This window comes from Salinivirga sp., from assembly GCF_055145285.1.
In genome coordinates, this window is sequence record NZ_JBSRDC010000062.1 from 80,384 (window position 1) to 97,690 (window position 17,307).

The following is a 17,307-nucleotide window of genomic DNA, read 5'->3' on the forward strand; positions in this document are numbered from 1 at the left end:
CAAAATTTATTGAACCATGCGACATTTAGCTGAATTTGACGACACTATTTGCGCCATCTCCACGGCAGCGGGCGAAGGCGCCATTGCCATTATCCGTCTGAGTGGAGAAAAATCCGTTGATTTGGCCGCAAAATACATTCGCATGGGCAAAAAACAGCTCACCGGCATTGACCCCAATTATCAGCAATTTGCTCGCTTTGAATATCAGGACGAAATTATTGACGAAGTGATGGTTACGCGGTTTGCAGCGCCCAAATCGTATACCGGCGAAGATATGGTTGAAATTGCGTGCCATGGTTCCATTTTCATCCAACACCGCATTTTGCAAATGTTGGTAAGCGCCGGCGCCCGTGTAGCCCGCCCCGGTGAATTTACGCAGCGAGCCTTCATGAACGGAAAAATGGACTTGTCGCAGGCCGAAGCCGTGGCCGATTTAATTAGCTCGCGTAACCGTATGGCCCACAAAGTAGCCATGCGCCAAATGAAGGGAGAGTTTTCATCGAAGTTGGAACATTTGCGTTCACGCCTGATGGATTTTACATCTTTAATTGAATTAGAACTCGATTTTAGCGAAGAAGATGTCGAGTTTGCCGACCGTACCCAATTGTTTGAACTGCTCAAAGAGGTCGATGAAGAAGTACGCTCGCTTTCCAAATCTTTTGAACTTGGGAACGCCATTAAAAACGGCATTCCCATAGCCATTGTGGGTGAACCCAACGTGGGCAAATCAACGCTGCTCAACCGATTGCTCAACGAGGACCGCGCCATTGTGAGCGAAATTGCCGGAACCACCCGCGATGTAATCGAAGATACGATGGTGATAGACGGTTACGAATTCCGTTTTATCGACACGGCTGGCATTCGCGAATCATCTGACGAAATTGAAAGCAAAGGAATAGAACTGGCACTGCAAAAAGTATCCAAAGCCAGAGTTGTAATTTATTTGTTTGATGCCCGCGCCGACGAAAAACCAATAAAAAAAGCATTAGAAAGGATTCGCGCAAAGGCGGGAGCGGGGATGCCCATTATTTTGGTGGCCAACAAAACCGACCTGTTAGAACAAACCGACAAAAACTATGAGGAGTATTTCCTTGATGAGCAGGTGCTTAGTATTTCAGCCAAAGAGAATCGTGGCGTGGAAACCCTCATACAACTGCTTGTAAAAGAAGGCACGCGCGGCCTCGAAAACGAAGACCAAATATTGGTGACAAACATTCGCCACGTAGAAGCCCTGCATCATATACACGAAGGCATTGAACGCATCACCGAAGGCCTCGAAAATCAACTCCCGGGCGACCTGTTATCTTTCGAAATCCGCCAGGTTTTAGACCACATCGCCGACATCACCGGCCAAACCATCACCCCCGACGATGTGCTGGGGCATATTTTCAAGAACTTTTGTATCGGAAAGTAGTAATGTAAACTATGGTAAAGCATATTGATATTATCGTAAAGAATATCAATAAACTAACATAAACATAATCGTTCGTTTTTTCATTATTTTTGCTTTTATTTTACAATTATTTACTATAATTTTACAATTATTGATGTTTTAAAGTTGTAAAAATTGTAAATATGAAAATACATCTTCGCGAACGCAAACTTCTAAAGTCTGGCCGAATTAGTCTATTCCTTGAGTATTATAAAGGTTCCCATAAAGTAGATGGAAAGATTAAGCATGAGCGTGAATTTGAGAACTTAGATTTATACTTGTATATAAATCCCAGAAATCAAGAGGAACGACAGCACAACAAAACCACAAAGCAACTGGCAGAAAAAATCAGAACCAAAAGACAATCAGAATATGACCATGGCAGATTTGGTTTCCGTTCTGAATCCCGACTAAATACTGGCTTCTTTGACTACTATAAACAAATGATGGAAGACCGTAAAGATAGTAATGGGAACTATGGCAACTGGGACAGTAACCTTAAGCATTTACAGAAATATTGCCCACGCGAAATCACTTTCCGGGAAATTGATGAAGAGTTTGTAAGAGGATATAAAAGATATCTGGAAAAAGAAGCTAAAACAAAATCTGGATTATTGCTTTCCCAAAACTCTAAGCATTCATACTTCAATAAGCTCAAAGCGTGCATGAATCAGGCTTTTAATGATAGAATTATTGCTGAGAATCCGGCAAAAAGAATTAAGTCAATAAAACAGGGAGAAACGAAAAAAGAGTATTTGACATTTGAGGAATTACAGGCAATAGCCAAAGCTGAGTGTCGGTACCCAGTTTTAAAAAGAGCCTTTTTATTCAGTTGCTTAACTGGTTTGAGGTGGTCAGATGTACAAAAATTAACCTGGCAAGAGGTTCGGGACGAAAAAACAGGTCATCGTTTAGTTTTTAGGCAAAAAAAGACTGATGGCATGGAATATTTAGATATTTCTGCACAGGCAAGAGAATTCTTGGGCAAGAGACAAAGTCCTTCTGAACGTGTTTTTGTGGGGTTAAAATACAGTACAACTTATAATAATGCTCTTGTTTATTGGGCAATGAATGCAGGAATTACAAAACATATCACATTTCATTCAGCCAGGCACACGAATGCTGTACTGTTGCTTGAGTATGGTGCTGATATTTACACGGTTCAAAAAAGGCTTGGTCATAAAGAGTTAAGGACAACCGAGATATATGCCAAAATATTGAATAAAAAAATGAAAGAGGCAGCCAATATCATTCCTGAATTTGAAATTTAAAGGTTATGTGGAAGAAAAAAACAAATCAAAATAAGGAGAAACAGAGCTATCCAACCGATCCGAATGACCCATTGTATTTTGAAAATCCCGAATTATGGAGAAATCCAACAGAGGAATTTATAGCAAATGTATACCTTGCGATTAAGTTAGAATGGGAAAACCTGATGTTTGAAGAAGTCATTGATGAAGAATGGTTAAGAGAATCGTGTGTTAACTTAAAAGAAGCGAATTTATTAAATTACTCAATAGATTATTATCGTAGTCGCTTTCACAGCCTTAAAGAAACGATATTTGAACATCAATTTTCAAATAATATTTATAACTATATTCAAAATGGATTTGCAAAAAATCTTAAAATTTTAAAGGATAAAACTATTTATTCAAAAACCAGTTTGTTTAGTGAATCTCTTAGCATTATTGATATTTTTATCCCTATATTTTTAAATAATTCACTGCAAAAATATGCTGTTTCTAAAGAATTCGTCAATTATATTATTGATGATTTTTCAAAATATCTTTCTTCCAATAATTCCTTAGAAGTTTATTTTTCACCTGACAACCGAATGAGACTTGTGTATAATTCTTTAATTAAGGTTTTAACTTATAACTTGTCGAAAATAGATCTGCAATTAGCGTATAGCCTTGTAAGTAAGGAATATTTTAAAATGGCCGATGAACAAATGCAGTTAAAAAAGGAATACGGATATACCGGTACTTTTGATAAATATGAGAAGTTTTTAGTAGAAAAACAGAAAATCCTTACTAAGAGGCTTTCAAATGAGATTCTAAACAATAAAGGGGGCAATGCAATTCAGGTATTCAAATATCATAAGTTTGAAATCAGGCAAGAAGAGATAAATAGAGTTTTTCGATATTTGATAAAAAATGAATTTATACTAGAAGGAGAAAGCCTTATCGACTTTAAAGCGATTTTTAATAACCGTTTTAATAAAATGATTAGATGGAAAGGCTATAAAAATGAGCTTGTCTATTTTATCTTCTTGTTGAAAAAGAGGGAGCGATTAACTGGCGATTATACAAGACCAATAATACATTCTTTTATTTATACCGATAAAAATAAGGATATCCAGAAGGAAGCAAATTATTTAAAAAAGAAAATGTCTCAATATAGCAAAGGTGCTGGATATCCTAAGAGTGCATTACTCCTCGATAAAGTGCTAGAATACCTTGAGAATTAGGGTTACTTTGAAAAGTAACCCTGTGATTTACTTTGCTTTTTTCCACAACTTTGCTCTTGTTGTACGACGTTGATTTTTCACAGCAAGCGCTTGCTCATGTTTAACTTAAATAATAGAAATCATGAGCGAAACTATGAACGAAATTCGCAGTCGCCTTCAACGAATAGAAGGCCTGCTTCTACAGAAAAAAAAGGTACTTAACTTCGATGAAGCTGTAGCCTTCACAGGCTATTCGAAAAGCTATCTCTATCGGTTAACTGCATCTGGTAACATACCGCACTACAAGCCCAGTGGAAAAGTAATATACTTTGACCGCGATGAACTGGAGAAGTTCTTACTTTCCGGTAAAGTGAAAAGCCAGGAGGAGCTGGATCAAGAGGCCTCAAATTATCTGCTAAATAAATAAATGTGAGATATTTTTTTCCTATCGACCATTTTTCACACAAATAATTGAAAAATATCGCCGACGGGAAAAAAAGGTAATAAGGCTGAATACTTGGCTAAGCAAGCCATGTTCTCGCTACGGTAAACCTTTGCTCTAACGCTTGAAAAATCCACTCGCTATGGCTCGTCCGAAGAAAAAAATCGAAGAGCTGAGAATTCACCAGGTGAATATCCGGCTGACAGAAATCGAATATCAATTGGCCAGAGAACAGGCCGATTTAACAGGCCGGACTGTGGCTAATTGGATGCGTGATTCTGCTTTTTCGAAAAAGCCACTGCGAATGAAAGTCAATAAGATGGATCGGAGTTATTATATTCAGCTTGCTCAGCTAGGAAATAACATTAACCAAATAGCAAAAAAGCTTAATCAAGGTAAGTATACCCGCATTCTGGATGAAATTCAGGCCGTGAATGCATTATTAACCGAAATAAATTCGAAAGTTTATGATAGCCAAGCAGATAAAAGGGACTAGTTTTTATGGAGTGCTGAAATACATGGAAAATAAGGTAGAAAAAGGTGTAGGCCAGTTTCTTCATACTAATATGTATGGACAGAAACCTTCTGAATTGAACAAAGAGTTTGAGCTTATTCAGAGCTTAAGACCATCAGTTAAAAAGGCAGTCTATCACGTTTCATTGAACTTAGGCCACGGTGAAAGCCTAACAGATGATCAGTTTAGAGATATTGCCGAAAAGTATTTAACGGAAATGGGTTTCGATAGTAATCAATTTATTGCCTACCGTCACTATGACCGTGACCACAGTCACATCCATATCATAGCAAATCGAATTAAGTATGATGGATCATTGGTATCTGACAGTAATGACTATAGGCGCAGCGAAAAAATAATCAGACAGATTGAAAAAGACTATAACCTGAAACAAGTGAAAGAAAGTAAGTACTCCCAGAAAAAGGCACCTTCAAAAGGAATGATTGAAAATGCAATGAAAACGGGTGAAGCACCTCTTAAACTCCAATTGCAGGAAATTCTGGAAAAAGCCATCCAAGGAAAGCCCACAACCCAAGGATTCGTTCAAAGGTTGGCAAAAAGTGGAGTAGATGTACGCTTCTACACCAATCGAAATGGTGTATATGGCATGAGCTTTACGCTTGATGGTGTTGCATTCAAGGCTTCGAGCCTGGGACGGAAATTTCAATGGAAAAACTTTAAAAACATAATAGACTATGAATACCAAAGAGACCTTAAAACAATCAACGAAAAAAGCCATCGAGGAAAGGGAGCGAGTTCTCAAAGAACAGGTGGAAAATCTGTATTCTCAGAATATGGAAAACATCGAGGACATGAAAGAAGCGCTTCTGCCCATTCTCACCTCACTGAAGCAAATGATTTTATTCGTGGAAGACGCAAATATGCAAACATTCCAGGCACAGAATCAATTGAGCAGGAGTTTCGAGCAAGCTGGCAATACAATAGAAACCCAGAGAGCGTTGTTGGACAAGGCGAAAAAAGTCAAAACAGCCATCAATTTCAAAATGATTCTGATCGCGATTCTAACAGGTATTCTGGGAGCAGGACTGATTTTTCTTTTTCTGATGAGTTATTTCGATTTCCTAAAGCTATGAATGACCCTGAAGAAGAAGAAAAAAGAAAGCGGAAAAAACGACGCAAAAAATCAAGAGGTATATAAAAAAAGTGAGCAAAGCCACCACTTATGCTCACCAGACATTCATTTTTAAAATTCGTACAAATGCTGAACAAAGATAATCTAATTTTAATTGAAAAGCAATTCCAACAAGCTGAAAAAAAGCTGAATTCAAATGAAATATGTTTACTGAAACCTGCTAATCAGTGGGTAGAAGAAGCCAGATTTTTACCCCCGATAAAGCAACTATTTGGGAACTATTGGCAATCGGGACAAGTATCCATTTTAGCAGGTAATACTGGTGTAGGAAAAACCTTACTGGCTGTTTCTATTGCAGACAAAATCACAAGAAGTGTTGGTTCTTTTTTAGAACAAAAAATCGAAATACACGAGAAAATGCTTTATCTGGATTTTGAATTATCGCAGAGACAGTTTTTCAAACGCTATTCAAACCATCAGTTTTCAAATGATTTCATTCGAGCAGAGCTGAACCCAGACTATACCGGTAAAGGAACCATTGATTTGGATTATATTCTGCAAAAAATGGAAGAGTCAAAAGCAAATTTGTTAATTCTTGACAATATATCTGCCTTATCCCTTAGGAACACCGAAGACACGCAGATTGCCATTGATATAATGCGTGGTTTGAAATTGTTATCCAGAAACGGAAAGAGTTGTCTGGTATTAGCACATACGCCCAAAACCTACAATCAGGAAGGAATCCATGTCGATCACGTAGCAGGGAGTAAGTATCTTACGAACTTTGCAGATTCTGTGTTTTTTATAGCCAAATCCAACTCTGACCACAATTTACGCTACTTGAAGCAAACAAAATCAAGAGATGCTGAGCAGTTAGATGATGTGCTGCTCTGCAGAATTGAAGAAATTGATGGTGGCTTGGATTATGAATTTGTTGGTTTTGATGATGAAGAAAATCATTTAAATAAAGGGAAGGCGATTGAAGAAAAAAAGGAAAAAGCCAAAGAACTAAGAGAAGCGGGACAGTCTATTCGCGAAATCGCTAAAGAGATAGGCGTATCTAAGTCAACAGTAGAGCGATATTTGAAATAAAGTGTCCCATTTTGTCCCGGGGTGTCCCAGGTGTCCCACCTGTCCCATGCGGGACACCTGGGACAGGTGGGACACTTTGGGACAGAAATTGAAAAAAAAGTGTATGGAACTATACAGAGGCAGCAATAGACATCGTTTTGCCACCGAATGTCCATGCGGAAAATCAAACCGTGATGGAAAATTTGTCCCATTTCTCATCAATGGGACACCTTCACCGCAATATGGTTTTTGTCATAGTTGTGGCAAAACTTTTTATCCAGATGGCGAGCATATCAAGCCACATTTAAAAAAATCACCACTTGAAAATGATGTGCCAAAAAAATATGTTCCTGTTGAGAAAGTTAGATCCACACTTAAAGATAATGGGCGAAATAACTTTTTAAACTGGCTTAAACAACATTTCCCCGAAAATGAAGTTAAAAAAGCAATTTTTACTTTCAATATTGGAACCGGTCGCCAGGGGAATACTATCTTTTGGCTTAAAGATATTCGGGGAAACTATCTCACAGGGAAAAGTATCTTCTATGGGACAGATGGACATAGAATCAAAAGCAAACCTATCTTTTCTTTATTTCCGAAGACTAAAGGTTATGGAACGTGCGTTTTTGGTGAGCATCAACTGAACAGAACAAATTGGGCAACGCCAATTGTTCTTGTAGAAAGCGAAAAAGATGCTATTGTGGGACATCTGACCATTGGGAAATATATTTGGTTAGCCACAGGCGGTGCCAACAGCCTTTCTAACGAAAAACTCAGTGTTTTCAAAGATAGAAAAGTAATTCTTCATCCACATTGCGATGATGCGGGTAGAGAAGGTTTTAAGAAAGTATTTAATCGATTGAAAACAATTAGTAAAAATGTTATTGTTCAGGATTTTGATATACAACTAAATAACGGAACAGATATTTCAGATTTATTAATTAATTAATGGTAGTATGGAAGATAAATGTTATGAAAATTTTCGTAAGATGAGAAGACTCCCATCAGTGGAGACTCAGCTTATATTCTGGTTTCAATTGGTAGATAAAGGATTAATATATCCTAACTTATGGCTAAAACGAGCTGGATTCGAGGTTTATATTCGAAAATCCAAATATACTATAAACAAACTGGATTATAATCTCCTAGACATCGGCTATGTAACGATCCATGAGCGACATCGAGGACGAGGATGGTTTAAAAATTTTCGTTTTATAGCCGAAGATATGCAGCCATGGGATGGAGTGATACATCAGGGGATTACGAATAAAAAACTTTTGCAATACTTTAAAAAGCAAGGATTGCACCAATATAATGAAGCCGCTTTTATTAAGTTTAAATGTTAAAGCAAGGTTTGGCTATTTATATGCTTTATTTAAATATTACCTAAGGTTTTCTTCATTTAAAACATTTAATATGAGTTTATTAATGTAGTCAATCCTCCAAAAATTAGTTTCTTTATTAGGCTTTGAATCTGTTTTGTGAAGGTAAATATAAATATAATTGTTTTCCCATTTATACCCATCAATAGACTTATTTTTCGATTGATTATAAGTGATTTCTGGATTAAAGCCCAAGGATTTTATGAAGTAATTTCTTATATTATTAATTTTCGATCTGACGATTTTAGGTTGTTGAATTTCTAATATAATTTTCTCATCATTAATATAATAAAAATTTTTCTCATTATTGCTTAATAAGACCTTATGTTGTAAATCAAAGTAATATATAGAAGAAAATCTTTTATTCAAGGTTATGAGTTTTTCCTGATTTAAAGTATCGCCAATTTCATAATTGAAGTATTCAATTTCAGGAATATTTAGATTATTTGTTTCTAGAATACCCTTAGTCTCGTTTAATGTGTGGAGGACTTGGGGCTTAGATCCATCGATAGGTTGCAAAATTAATATAGGTTGGTTTTGAATATATTTGAACTCATAAATCATAGAATCAATGTATGTGGTGTCCTCTTGAAAGGTAGTGAGATTATGATGTTTATGTTCACTTCTTTTGAATATGAACAGACTATCTTTGATTTTTAATGGAAAAGCTTTTGTTTCTCCTGTTAAATATAAAAAAGAATATACACTATCATTCTTAATAGAAAGTGTTTTCATCCTAATTTCAGTTCCATCTTCATTTACCAAGTTTGCATAGTCTACCCAATGATGCTCATTAAGGTTGATAGTTATAATGTTATTTGAAAGGCCTATGATTAGGCTTAATACTAAGATTTTAAGCATTTTAATTAGTTTTATGCGTTAAATATATAAAAAATATATATTATTAACCATATATATTTGAATGTGTTATGATAATTATTAAATTTGGATACCAATAAGCCAACCTAAAACCAGCCATAATAAATATTGACTTAATAATTGGCAAATATTTTAGTATGCTGGTAATACAAAATAATCCCTACCGAATCCTTGGTCTTTTTATAGGCGCAAATGCCAGAGGACTGCAAAAGCAGCAAGCAAAAATAAAAGCCTACTCAAGAGTAGGCAAAACTATCACTTTAGATACTGATTTTCAGTTTTTAGAAAAAGTTGAAAGGGATCCTGAAGTAATAGCCAAAGCTTTAAACCAATTAGAGCAAGTTCAGGAAAAAATTGTTCATGCGCTGTTTTGGTTTTGGAATTATTCTTCAATTGATCAAGTGGCTTTAAAACATTTATTACAGGGTGATAATGAGAAAGCAATTGAAATATGGGGAAAGGTTGCTTATGCAGAAATCCAGGAACCAACCATAAAGCAATTCGCAGCTATTTTAAACTTATCTACCTTATGTTTTGGAGAGGGTTTCGCTGAAAATGATTTTAACAGAATAGAAAATGCCATTAAGTTAAAAGGTAGATTATTTCAAGATACAGTTTTTAAAGAATTCGTAACAATTATTGGTGGTGACAATGCGGTTTTTACAGCAGATGAAGCAGCATTAAAAACTTGCAAATTAATCATAAAAGAATTGGAGCGTTCCGAGTGGATTATAGAAATCGATCATCAAGTTGAACTTTTTGAAAACTACCCTACAAACATTAGAGAGAAATTGATAAAAGATGCTGTTTCAAAGCCTGTTCAAACAATAGAAGACGCCATTGATAATAGCCAAAAGGAAAGGCAAAAAGCACCTCAAAAAGGATATACGCTTGGGAATGCTTTGGTCAGTGATATTGTAACATATTTGGAGCAAATAGAAGAAATAAAACAAAAGCGTGATGCTGAGTATAATAATGTTGCTACTCGGCTTGCACATGAAATAATGCAGTGTTCTATCGTGTTTTTTAATGAAGCAGAAAACTCAAAAGAAGTGCTTAAAAAAACTTTTGAACTTGCCGATACAGCCAAAAATATTTGTCCGCCGAATACTTCAGCCATAAAACATATTGAAGAGAATCTTGAAAGGTTGCAGGGCATTGCAGATAATATGTCATTGCACGAAGAAAAAAACGAAATAGAGCAAATTCTAGCACCTCTGGGACCAGCAATTGAAAAAATGGACACAGGTACAAAATCCATCGAAGAAATTTGGGACTTTATGTATCTTGGAGAAAGCATAATTAGACAGCTGGAAGAATTAGATGCCGATCGTAAATTAATAAAGAACGTTAGTAGTGGAATAGTAGATCGAAGCTTAAACCAAGTTGTCAAAAAAATTAATGCTGCTCAAAAATCAACTTCGATACCAAGTAGTCTGCTTTCATTGATAAGGGATGGTGAAACAATTCTTAATAGATTGGAAAAATTTAAAATGGTAGATGAGCTTGTCGATCGTTTATATAAAAACAAAGAAACTTTAAGAAAAATAGAGTCTGAAATAATAATAGAAAAAGCAATTAAGGATGAACAAAGAAAGGAAGAAGAAGCTTCTAAGAATAAAACCGGCTGGTATATCGGTCTAATTATTATTGTCATAATTATAGCAATAGCATTATCAAATCAATCGGATTCAGGTTCTGACACTAACTATAATTCACCAGAATCTTCAAACGCTGGTTATGCTAATGACAAAAAAGAAAAAATATACACGAAAACAGAAGAAGGGTCTGATACAGAAGATTTTGATTTACGATTAAAAAAACCTAATGATGAATATACAGGTAATCAACTCAAAAATGGGAGCTCTCCATACAATAATGTTTATGGTAAAGGTATTTATAGTAAGGAAGACCGAAATTGGCTTCAGTTTAAAAATGGAAATACTTCAGACGCTATAGTACTTTTGGTAAATTATAAAACTGATAGAGTTACCCGAAATGAGTATATAAGGGCCGGCGCAACCTTTAAAATGACCAAAATTCCCGATGGAACTTACTTTATTAAATTTTATTCCGGAAAGGATTGGAATCCACATAAGAAATTAAAAAATGGTGAGATTACAGGCGGTTTTGAAAGAAGAGAAAGTTACTCAAAATCTGATGGATATAATGACTTAATGAAGTTAGAAGATAATGGTTACCAGTATTCTACCGGAGAAATAACATTATACCAAGTCGTAAATGGCAATATGGAAACAGAAAAGGTTTCGGAAAGGCAATTCTTTTAAAAAATGTAATATGAAAAAAATACTATTAGCTTTAATCACTGTCTTTTCTTTAAATGCAATAATTGCACAAGAAAAAATAGACGATAGTAGAATTGATTCAGTGCTTCGAGTGCTGAATGCAAGACAGGAACAACAGGATGAAAGATTGCGAGCTTTTAAATGGTCGATCAGTCAATTAAACAATGCAGTAAAACAAAACCAAAAGGGAATCAAGACATCAGAAGATAGTTTAATCCATGAGATACAAGCCTTGCAAAAATTAATCAACAGTGTAGAGAAGGAGTTGACGGGGGAAATCAATCGTGCGCAACAAACCAGTAAAGAAGGGATAGCTAAAGTTGAAAGCAACTTATCGCAGAATACAACTTACTGGATAATAGGCATTGCAATCGCTTTATTGCTCACTTTGGTGTTGTTTTTCGTACTTCGTTTAAAAGTAAGAAAAAACAAAGATATTACAGAAAATGAGATTGAAACCACCCGGAAAAAGCTGGAAGGTGAAAGTGCTGCATTAGATCAAAAATTAATTGAGGTTTTAGATAAGCAAATGAAGATTGCAGAGGAAGCATCAAAACAGTCACAATCCGAGGATGACGATAACAAACACAAACTGGCACTGAAAGTGGCCGATGAAATCATTCGTATACAGAAAAACCTTTCGCGCATGGATGAAAAGGTGCGAGGCCGAAAGCAACTTATTGCCGCTGTAGAACGCATACGCGACAATTTTAATGCACAGGGTTATGAGATTGTCGAAATGCTAAATAAACCCTACCACGAAGGTATGAAGGTTCAAGCTAATTTTAGGCCTGATGAGAATCTAGAAGCTGGAGAACAAATAATTACGAGAATTATAAAACCACAGGTTAATTACAACGGTGTGATGATACAGTCAGCACAAATAGAAGTAAGTCAAGGAGAATAAAAATCAAATATTATGGCACAGACAAAAATAAATTACGGAATAGATTTAGGAACAACCAATTCCGCACTGGCAAAAATTGAAAACGGGAAACAGATAATTATTAAAACAGATGTGCAGAAAGACACCATGCCATCCTGCGTTGGTTTTAACAAGAAAAAAAGCATTTTAGCTGGAGAAAGTGCATGGAATGGATTGAAACAGGATAAACTAAGAGCAGTAAAAACCTGGGATAATAAATTGTCGAATTTTTTTATTGAATTCAAAAGAACAATGGGAACATCTACTAAAAAGATGAGTTCCTATATGGAAAAAGAATATAATTCAGAAGAATTATCATCTGAAATATTGAAGAAATTAAAAAGCTTTGAAAGTGACAAAAAGATTCAATCTATTGTGATTACAGTCCCTGCAAAATTTACTATTAACCAGAAAGATGCCACACGAAGGGCAGGAGAACTTGCCGGATTTATGCAGGTGGAACTATTACAGGAGCCTATTGCGGCATCGATGGCTTATGGTTTAGATGCTAAAATAAAAAACGGGCACTGGCTGGTGTTCGATTTTGGTGGTGGAACCTTTGATGCCGCTTTGGTAAGAGTAGAAGAAGGTATTATGCAGGTTATCGATACAGAGGGAGACAATTACCTTGGTGGAAAAAATCTTGATTATGCCATTGTAAACGAAATCATCATTCCTTATCTAAAAGAAAATTATACAATAGAAAGTATCTTGGCTGACGATTCAAAAAAAGAAATCCTTCAGGACGCTATGAAATATTATGCGGAGGAAGCCAAAATTCAATTGTCTTTTAATGAAACACACAGTATACTGTCAGATCTTGGCGATATACCCGGGGAGGATGATGAAGGAGAAGAATTTGAATTGGATATTACGGTAAATCGCGATGATATTAAAAAAGTACTTGGTTCATATTTTCAAAAAGCGATCGATTTAAGCAAAGAGTTACTCCAACGGAATAATTTAACTGGTCAGCAATTGGAAACCCTGTTGCTTGTAGGTGGGCCAACCTATTCAACAATTCTAAGGGATATGCTGGAAGAGCAAATTTGCAAGCCTGATACCAGTGTTGACCCAATGACAGTAGTAGCCAAAGGTGCAGCATTATATGCTTCTACCATTGACATTGCGGATGACATTGTGGATGAAAGCCGCGATCGCACTAAAATACAACTGAAAATAGAACATGAAACCTCTACCGTTGAAACACAGGAATTCGTAACCGTTAAAACTGAACCCGAAAAAACCGAAGGAGCAATTCCCAATATAGTATATGCTGAAGTTACCCGAAGTGATAAAAGCTGGAGTAGCGGTAAGGTGCAAATTAATAATATTGGTGAAGTCCTGGAAGTACAATTAAATGAAGGAACCACCAATGCATTTTATGTACAACTTTTTGATGAACAAGGCAATAAAGTGCCATGCGAACCCAATAGTTTTAGTATCATTCAGGGTTCAAAAGTTGGTAGTGCTACTCTTCCTTACCATATTGGTATAGAAATCAAAAGTAGCTCAAAGGAAAAATTCGTGTTTCAGACTATTGAAGGGCTGCAGAAAAACAAATCTATACCGGCTACAGGTATAATTAATGGATTGAAAACTCAACAAGAAATTCGTCCCGGTATAAAAGATGATTTCATTAAAGTGCCTATTTATCAGGGAAATTATCATGCTGAAGGCACTCCGGCCATATACAATGAACACGTCTATGATGTAATAATTACAGGTGATGACTTGCCTTCCCTGCTCCAAAAGGGAAGCCCTGTTGATGTCACTTTAAAAGTAGATCGTTCAGAAAAAATGACACTATCTGCATTTTTTCCCACATTAGAAGAAACCGTTGATATTACAGTTCCGGAAATTGATCAGAAAAGCATTGAAGAAAACTATTTGGAGCAACAAATCGAAAAGGCGCGGCAAACGGCCAATATGCTTGAAGAGGAAAATGCCTATGACAAACCGGAGGAGTTGAAAAAACTCAAAGAGGAAGTCGATGAATTAAAACAGCGTTTCAACGAAAGAAGGACAGATGATGACCGTAAAAAAAATGTATTAGACAGTTTAAAACAGAAAATGATTAAGCTGGATGAAATCGAAGAACACACTAAATGGCCCAAAACCGAAGAAGAGTTAAAGGATGTTTTTTACAGACTTGAGAAAGCTCAAAAAGAGCATGGCGATGAAAAAACAGATAAGGTCGTTAGTCAGTTCAGAGCACAAATACCTGAAGTGATACAGTCGAAGAATGGCAAACTTGCCAGACAAATGATTGATGATATGCGATCATTAAGCTTCGATCTTGTGAGTAAAGATGTTCGGTTTTGGGTTGGCTTTATTTATCATTTCAATGAAAGCTTTGATACACTTCCATGGTCAGATAAAAATAAGGCCAGAGTATTGATCGATCAGGGATTAAAAATTTGCACTAACAATCCAACAGAAGAAAAGTTGCGGCCTGTAATCGCTGCAATTTATCAACTTTTGCCGGATGTAGAAAAAGACAACTTAGGTTTAGATGACAAATCATTATTAAGTGATTAGAGAATGAGCAAACCGATATTTTCAAAAAAAGAAAAAATTCAGCAGTATCAGGTTCAATTCTTCAATGAATTCAATGATGGTGCTGAAATCTACCGGGTAAAAGATCAAGAAAATAATACCCGGCGGCTGAAATTATACCGTAAAAAGGAAATTCCAAAGCAAAGATTTAACGAAAATGGTATTTTAAAGGAAGTCGAAATTTTAAAGCAGGCTGACCATCCAAATATCATTAAGTTTATTGATAGTGGATACATCAAAATTCAGGATACTGAGTATATATTCATGGTGACGGAATTTTTTAGTGGAGAAACATGGCTCGATAAGTTGAAAAGAGAAGGTGTTTTGAACCCCTACAGTGTGATTCCATCCATAATTGAGCTATTAAATGCACTTAATTATTTACATCAATTAGATGACCCGGTTATTCACAATGATCTTTGTCCAGAGAATATTACAATTAGCTTAGATGCAAATTCGGAAAAACCCATTTTGACAAATTTTAGCTCTGCGGTGCATTTATCTAAAGCTACCCGAAATTTCTCATCTGAGTTACTGAACCCTTTTTATATGGCGCCGGAACATTTTAATGGACTTACATTACCACAATCAGATATTTTTGGAGTAGGAGCTTTAATTTATCAATTATGCTTTGGGTTACCCCCTTGGTATTTTGAAACTACTGAAAATGACAATTTTGTCGAAAAACTACAAAAAAAACGACGAAACAAGTTGAATTTTGAGTCATCTCATCCCGAAATTTTTGATGAGCACTTTAAAAATGTGATTTGTAAAGCATTGGCCACTGACATAAATATGCGATTCAAAAATGCTGGGGAATTGTCCGATGCGCTTAATAGAAAAACAGAGGTTCATGTAAGCGATGCTTCTAATCCGAGTGCAAAAAAAGGTTCAAAAGTTAAAGGAAAAGGGTTTGAAGCTATTGCAGGTATGCAGGAAATGAAGGATATTTTGTATAACGACGTTATTCGGGCAATTAATGAAAAAGAACTATATGAAAGCTATGGTTTAACCATACCTAATGGGATGCTTTTATATGGCCCCCCGGGATGTGGAAAAACATTTATAGCAGAAAAATTTGCTGAGGAAGTTGGGTTTAATTTTGTCAAATTAAACCCATCAGATGTAAAAAGTAAGTTTGTTAATGAAACCGAAGAAAAGATTGGTCAAATATTTAAAGACGCAGAAGAACAGGCCCCATCGGTACTTTTCTTTGATAAATTTGATGCTTTGGTTCCAAGCCGTGATAATAATTTACATCATATGAGTGCTTCTACTGTGAATGAGTTTTTGGCACAAATGAGTAACTCCGCAGAAAAAGAGGTATTTATTATTGCTGCCACCAACCGACCGGACAAAATTGACCGTGCGGTGATGCGTGCGGGCAGGCTGGATAAAAAAATATACATCGCACCCCCTGATTTGGATGCTCGTAAAGCTCTTTTTAACCTCTATTTAGAAAAAAGACCTGTAGAGCTTGGTTTTAACTATGATTTAGTCGCAGAAAGGTCTAATCTTTTTGTGGCTGGCGATATAAAATTTATTATTGATGAAGCTTCGCGTAGCGCATTAAAATCGAAATCAAGAATTAATGTAAATACAATACTGGAGGTTATTGCTGATACAACACCTTCGGTTAAAAATGAAGATTTAATATATTATAATGAGCTTCAGCAAAAAATTGATGATAATGAAGGTGATCAACAAAGCAGTAGACCTATTGGATTTAAACATTGAAAACTATGGATACAAATTTTAAAAGAATACTTTTTAAAACAGCCTTTTGTTGCATGGCCTGCGACGGACGTATCGATCAAAAAGAAATCGATGAACTGAAGTTAATGGATCAAAACACCACATATTTTGGTGATATTGACCTTACTGGTGATTTGAAAGATTTAATAGAAGAACTGCAAAAAAAAGGAGTGCAGGTGGTAAATGATCTCTTCCAGGAATTAAGGCAAACCGAACTTAATCCGGTTCAAGAATTATTGATTCTTGAAGTAGCTTTACGTATTATATATGCTGACAAGGTAATAGACGATAATGAAGTGCAGTTTTTAAAGCTTTTACGGGGCAGATTAGCAGTTTTTGATGAAATAATAATAGATCGTTTTGGAAAGGATAACCTTTTGTTTAATAAACAATATGCTCAAAGTATTGAATCAACAAGTTTGGAATCATATCTTGATAAATTAAAAATGCCTAATCAAAGCGATATTGAGGATATCAAAAGTGAGTTTAATTCATAAGTG

The 17,307-nt window shown here is 35.7% G+C and carries 15 protein-coding genes; 14 read left to right on the forward strand and 1 reads right to left on the reverse strand.

Features of this window, described 5'->3' with window-relative positions; genetic code table 11:
• Positions 1-16 precede the first annotated feature (16 nt).
• The 9 genes from mnmE to ACTB0Y_RS12900 all read left to right on the forward strand — a co-directional run bounded on the left by mnmE (position 17) and on the right by ACTB0Y_RS12900 (position 8,347).
• Positions 17-1,414 (forward strand): tRNA uridine-5-carboxymethylaminomethyl(34) synthesis GTPase MnmE, encoded by a 1,398-nt coding sequence (gene mnmE, locus ACTB0Y_RS12860; RefSeq protein WP_463207230.1) that lies wholly within the window; start codon positions 17-19, stop codon positions 1,412-1,414.
• A 161-nt stretch (positions 1,415-1,575) separates the two neighbouring features.
• Positions 1,576-2,703, forward strand: coding sequence for a phage integrase SAM-like domain-containing protein (locus ACTB0Y_RS12865; RefSeq protein WP_463207231.1), 1,128 nt, complete (start codon positions 1,576-1,578; stop codon positions 2,701-2,703).
• 5 nt (positions 2,704-2,708) lie between these two features.
• Positions 2,709-3,902, forward strand: coding sequence for a hypothetical protein (locus ACTB0Y_RS12870; protein WP_463207232.1), 1,194 nt, complete (start codon positions 2,709-2,711; stop codon positions 3,900-3,902).
• Between the two features lie 121 nt (positions 3,903-4,023).
• Entirely contained in the window at positions 4,024-4,308 is a 285-nt protein-coding gene (locus ACTB0Y_RS12875) for a helix-turn-helix transcriptional regulator (protein WP_463207233.1), read from the forward strand.
• 157 nt (positions 4,309-4,465) lie between these two features.
• Positions 4,466-4,819, forward strand: coding sequence for a plasmid mobilization protein (locus tag ACTB0Y_RS12880; protein ID WP_463207234.1), 354 nt, complete (start codon positions 4,466-4,468; stop codon positions 4,817-4,819).
• On the forward strand, positions 4,791-5,996 hold the full coding sequence (locus ACTB0Y_RS12885; protein WP_463207235.1) for a relaxase/mobilization nuclease domain-containing protein: 1,206 nt from the start codon (positions 4,791-4,793) through the stop codon (positions 5,994-5,996). Before ACTB0Y_RS12880 ends, ACTB0Y_RS12885 begins: the two co-directional genes overlap by 29 nt.
• 60 nt (positions 5,997-6,056) lie before the next feature.
• Positions 6,057-7,022 carry an AAA family ATPase gene (locus ACTB0Y_RS12890; RefSeq protein ID WP_463207236.1) on the forward strand — a complete coding sequence of 322 codons (966 nt, stop codon included), beginning with the start codon at positions 6,057-6,059 and terminating at the stop codon, positions 7,020-7,022.
• Between the two features lie 103 nt (positions 7,023-7,125).
• On the forward strand, positions 7,126-7,950 hold the full coding sequence (locus ACTB0Y_RS12895; protein WP_463207237.1) for a DUF6371 domain-containing protein: 825 nt from the start codon (positions 7,126-7,128) through the stop codon (positions 7,948-7,950).
• A gap of 40 nt (positions 7,951-7,990) precedes the next feature.
• Positions 7,991-8,347 (forward strand): hypothetical protein, encoded by a 357-nt coding sequence (locus ACTB0Y_RS12900; RefSeq protein WP_463207238.1) that lies wholly within the window; start codon positions 7,991-7,993, stop codon positions 8,345-8,347.
• Between the two features lie 36 nt (positions 8,348-8,383).
• Here ACTB0Y_RS12900 and ACTB0Y_RS12905 read toward each other — a convergent pair whose 3' ends face one another.
• Positions 8,384-9,244, reverse strand: a complete 861-nt coding sequence (locus tag ACTB0Y_RS12905) for a hypothetical protein (RefSeq protein ID WP_463207239.1) — start codon at positions 9,242-9,244, stop codon at positions 8,384-8,386.
• 155 nt (positions 9,245-9,399) lie between these two features.
• Here ACTB0Y_RS12905 and ACTB0Y_RS12910 point away from each other — a divergent pair, with 155 nt between their 5' ends.
• The 5 genes from ACTB0Y_RS12910 to ACTB0Y_RS12930 are packed head-to-tail and all read left to right on the forward strand — an operon-like array spanning position 9,400 to position 17,304.
• Entirely contained in the window at positions 9,400-11,550 is a 2,151-nt protein-coding gene (locus tag ACTB0Y_RS12910) for a hypothetical protein (protein ID WP_463207240.1), read from the forward strand.
• 10 nt (positions 11,551-11,560) lie between these two features.
• The gene (locus tag ACTB0Y_RS12915; protein WP_463207241.1) at positions 11,561-12,475 is read left to right on the forward strand and encodes a hypothetical protein; all 915 of its coding nucleotides are present in this window, start codon (positions 11,561-11,563) and stop codon (positions 12,473-12,475) included.
• Between the two features lie 12 nt (positions 12,476-12,487).
• Positions 12,488-15,034, forward strand: coding sequence for an Hsp70 family protein (locus ACTB0Y_RS12920; protein ID WP_463207242.1), 2,547 nt, complete (start codon positions 12,488-12,490; stop codon positions 15,032-15,034).
• A gap of 3 nt (positions 15,035-15,037) precedes the next feature.
• Positions 15,038-16,789, forward strand: coding sequence for an AAA family ATPase (locus ACTB0Y_RS12925; protein ID WP_463207243.1), 1,752 nt, complete (start codon positions 15,038-15,040; stop codon positions 16,787-16,789).
• Positions 16,790-16,794: 5 nt separating this feature from the next.
• A complete protein-coding gene (locus ACTB0Y_RS12930; RefSeq protein ID WP_463207244.1) occupies positions 16,795-17,304 on the forward strand; it encodes a tellurite resistance TerB family protein in 510 nt (169 codons plus the stop codon).
• Positions 17,305-17,307: the final 3 nt, after the last annotated feature.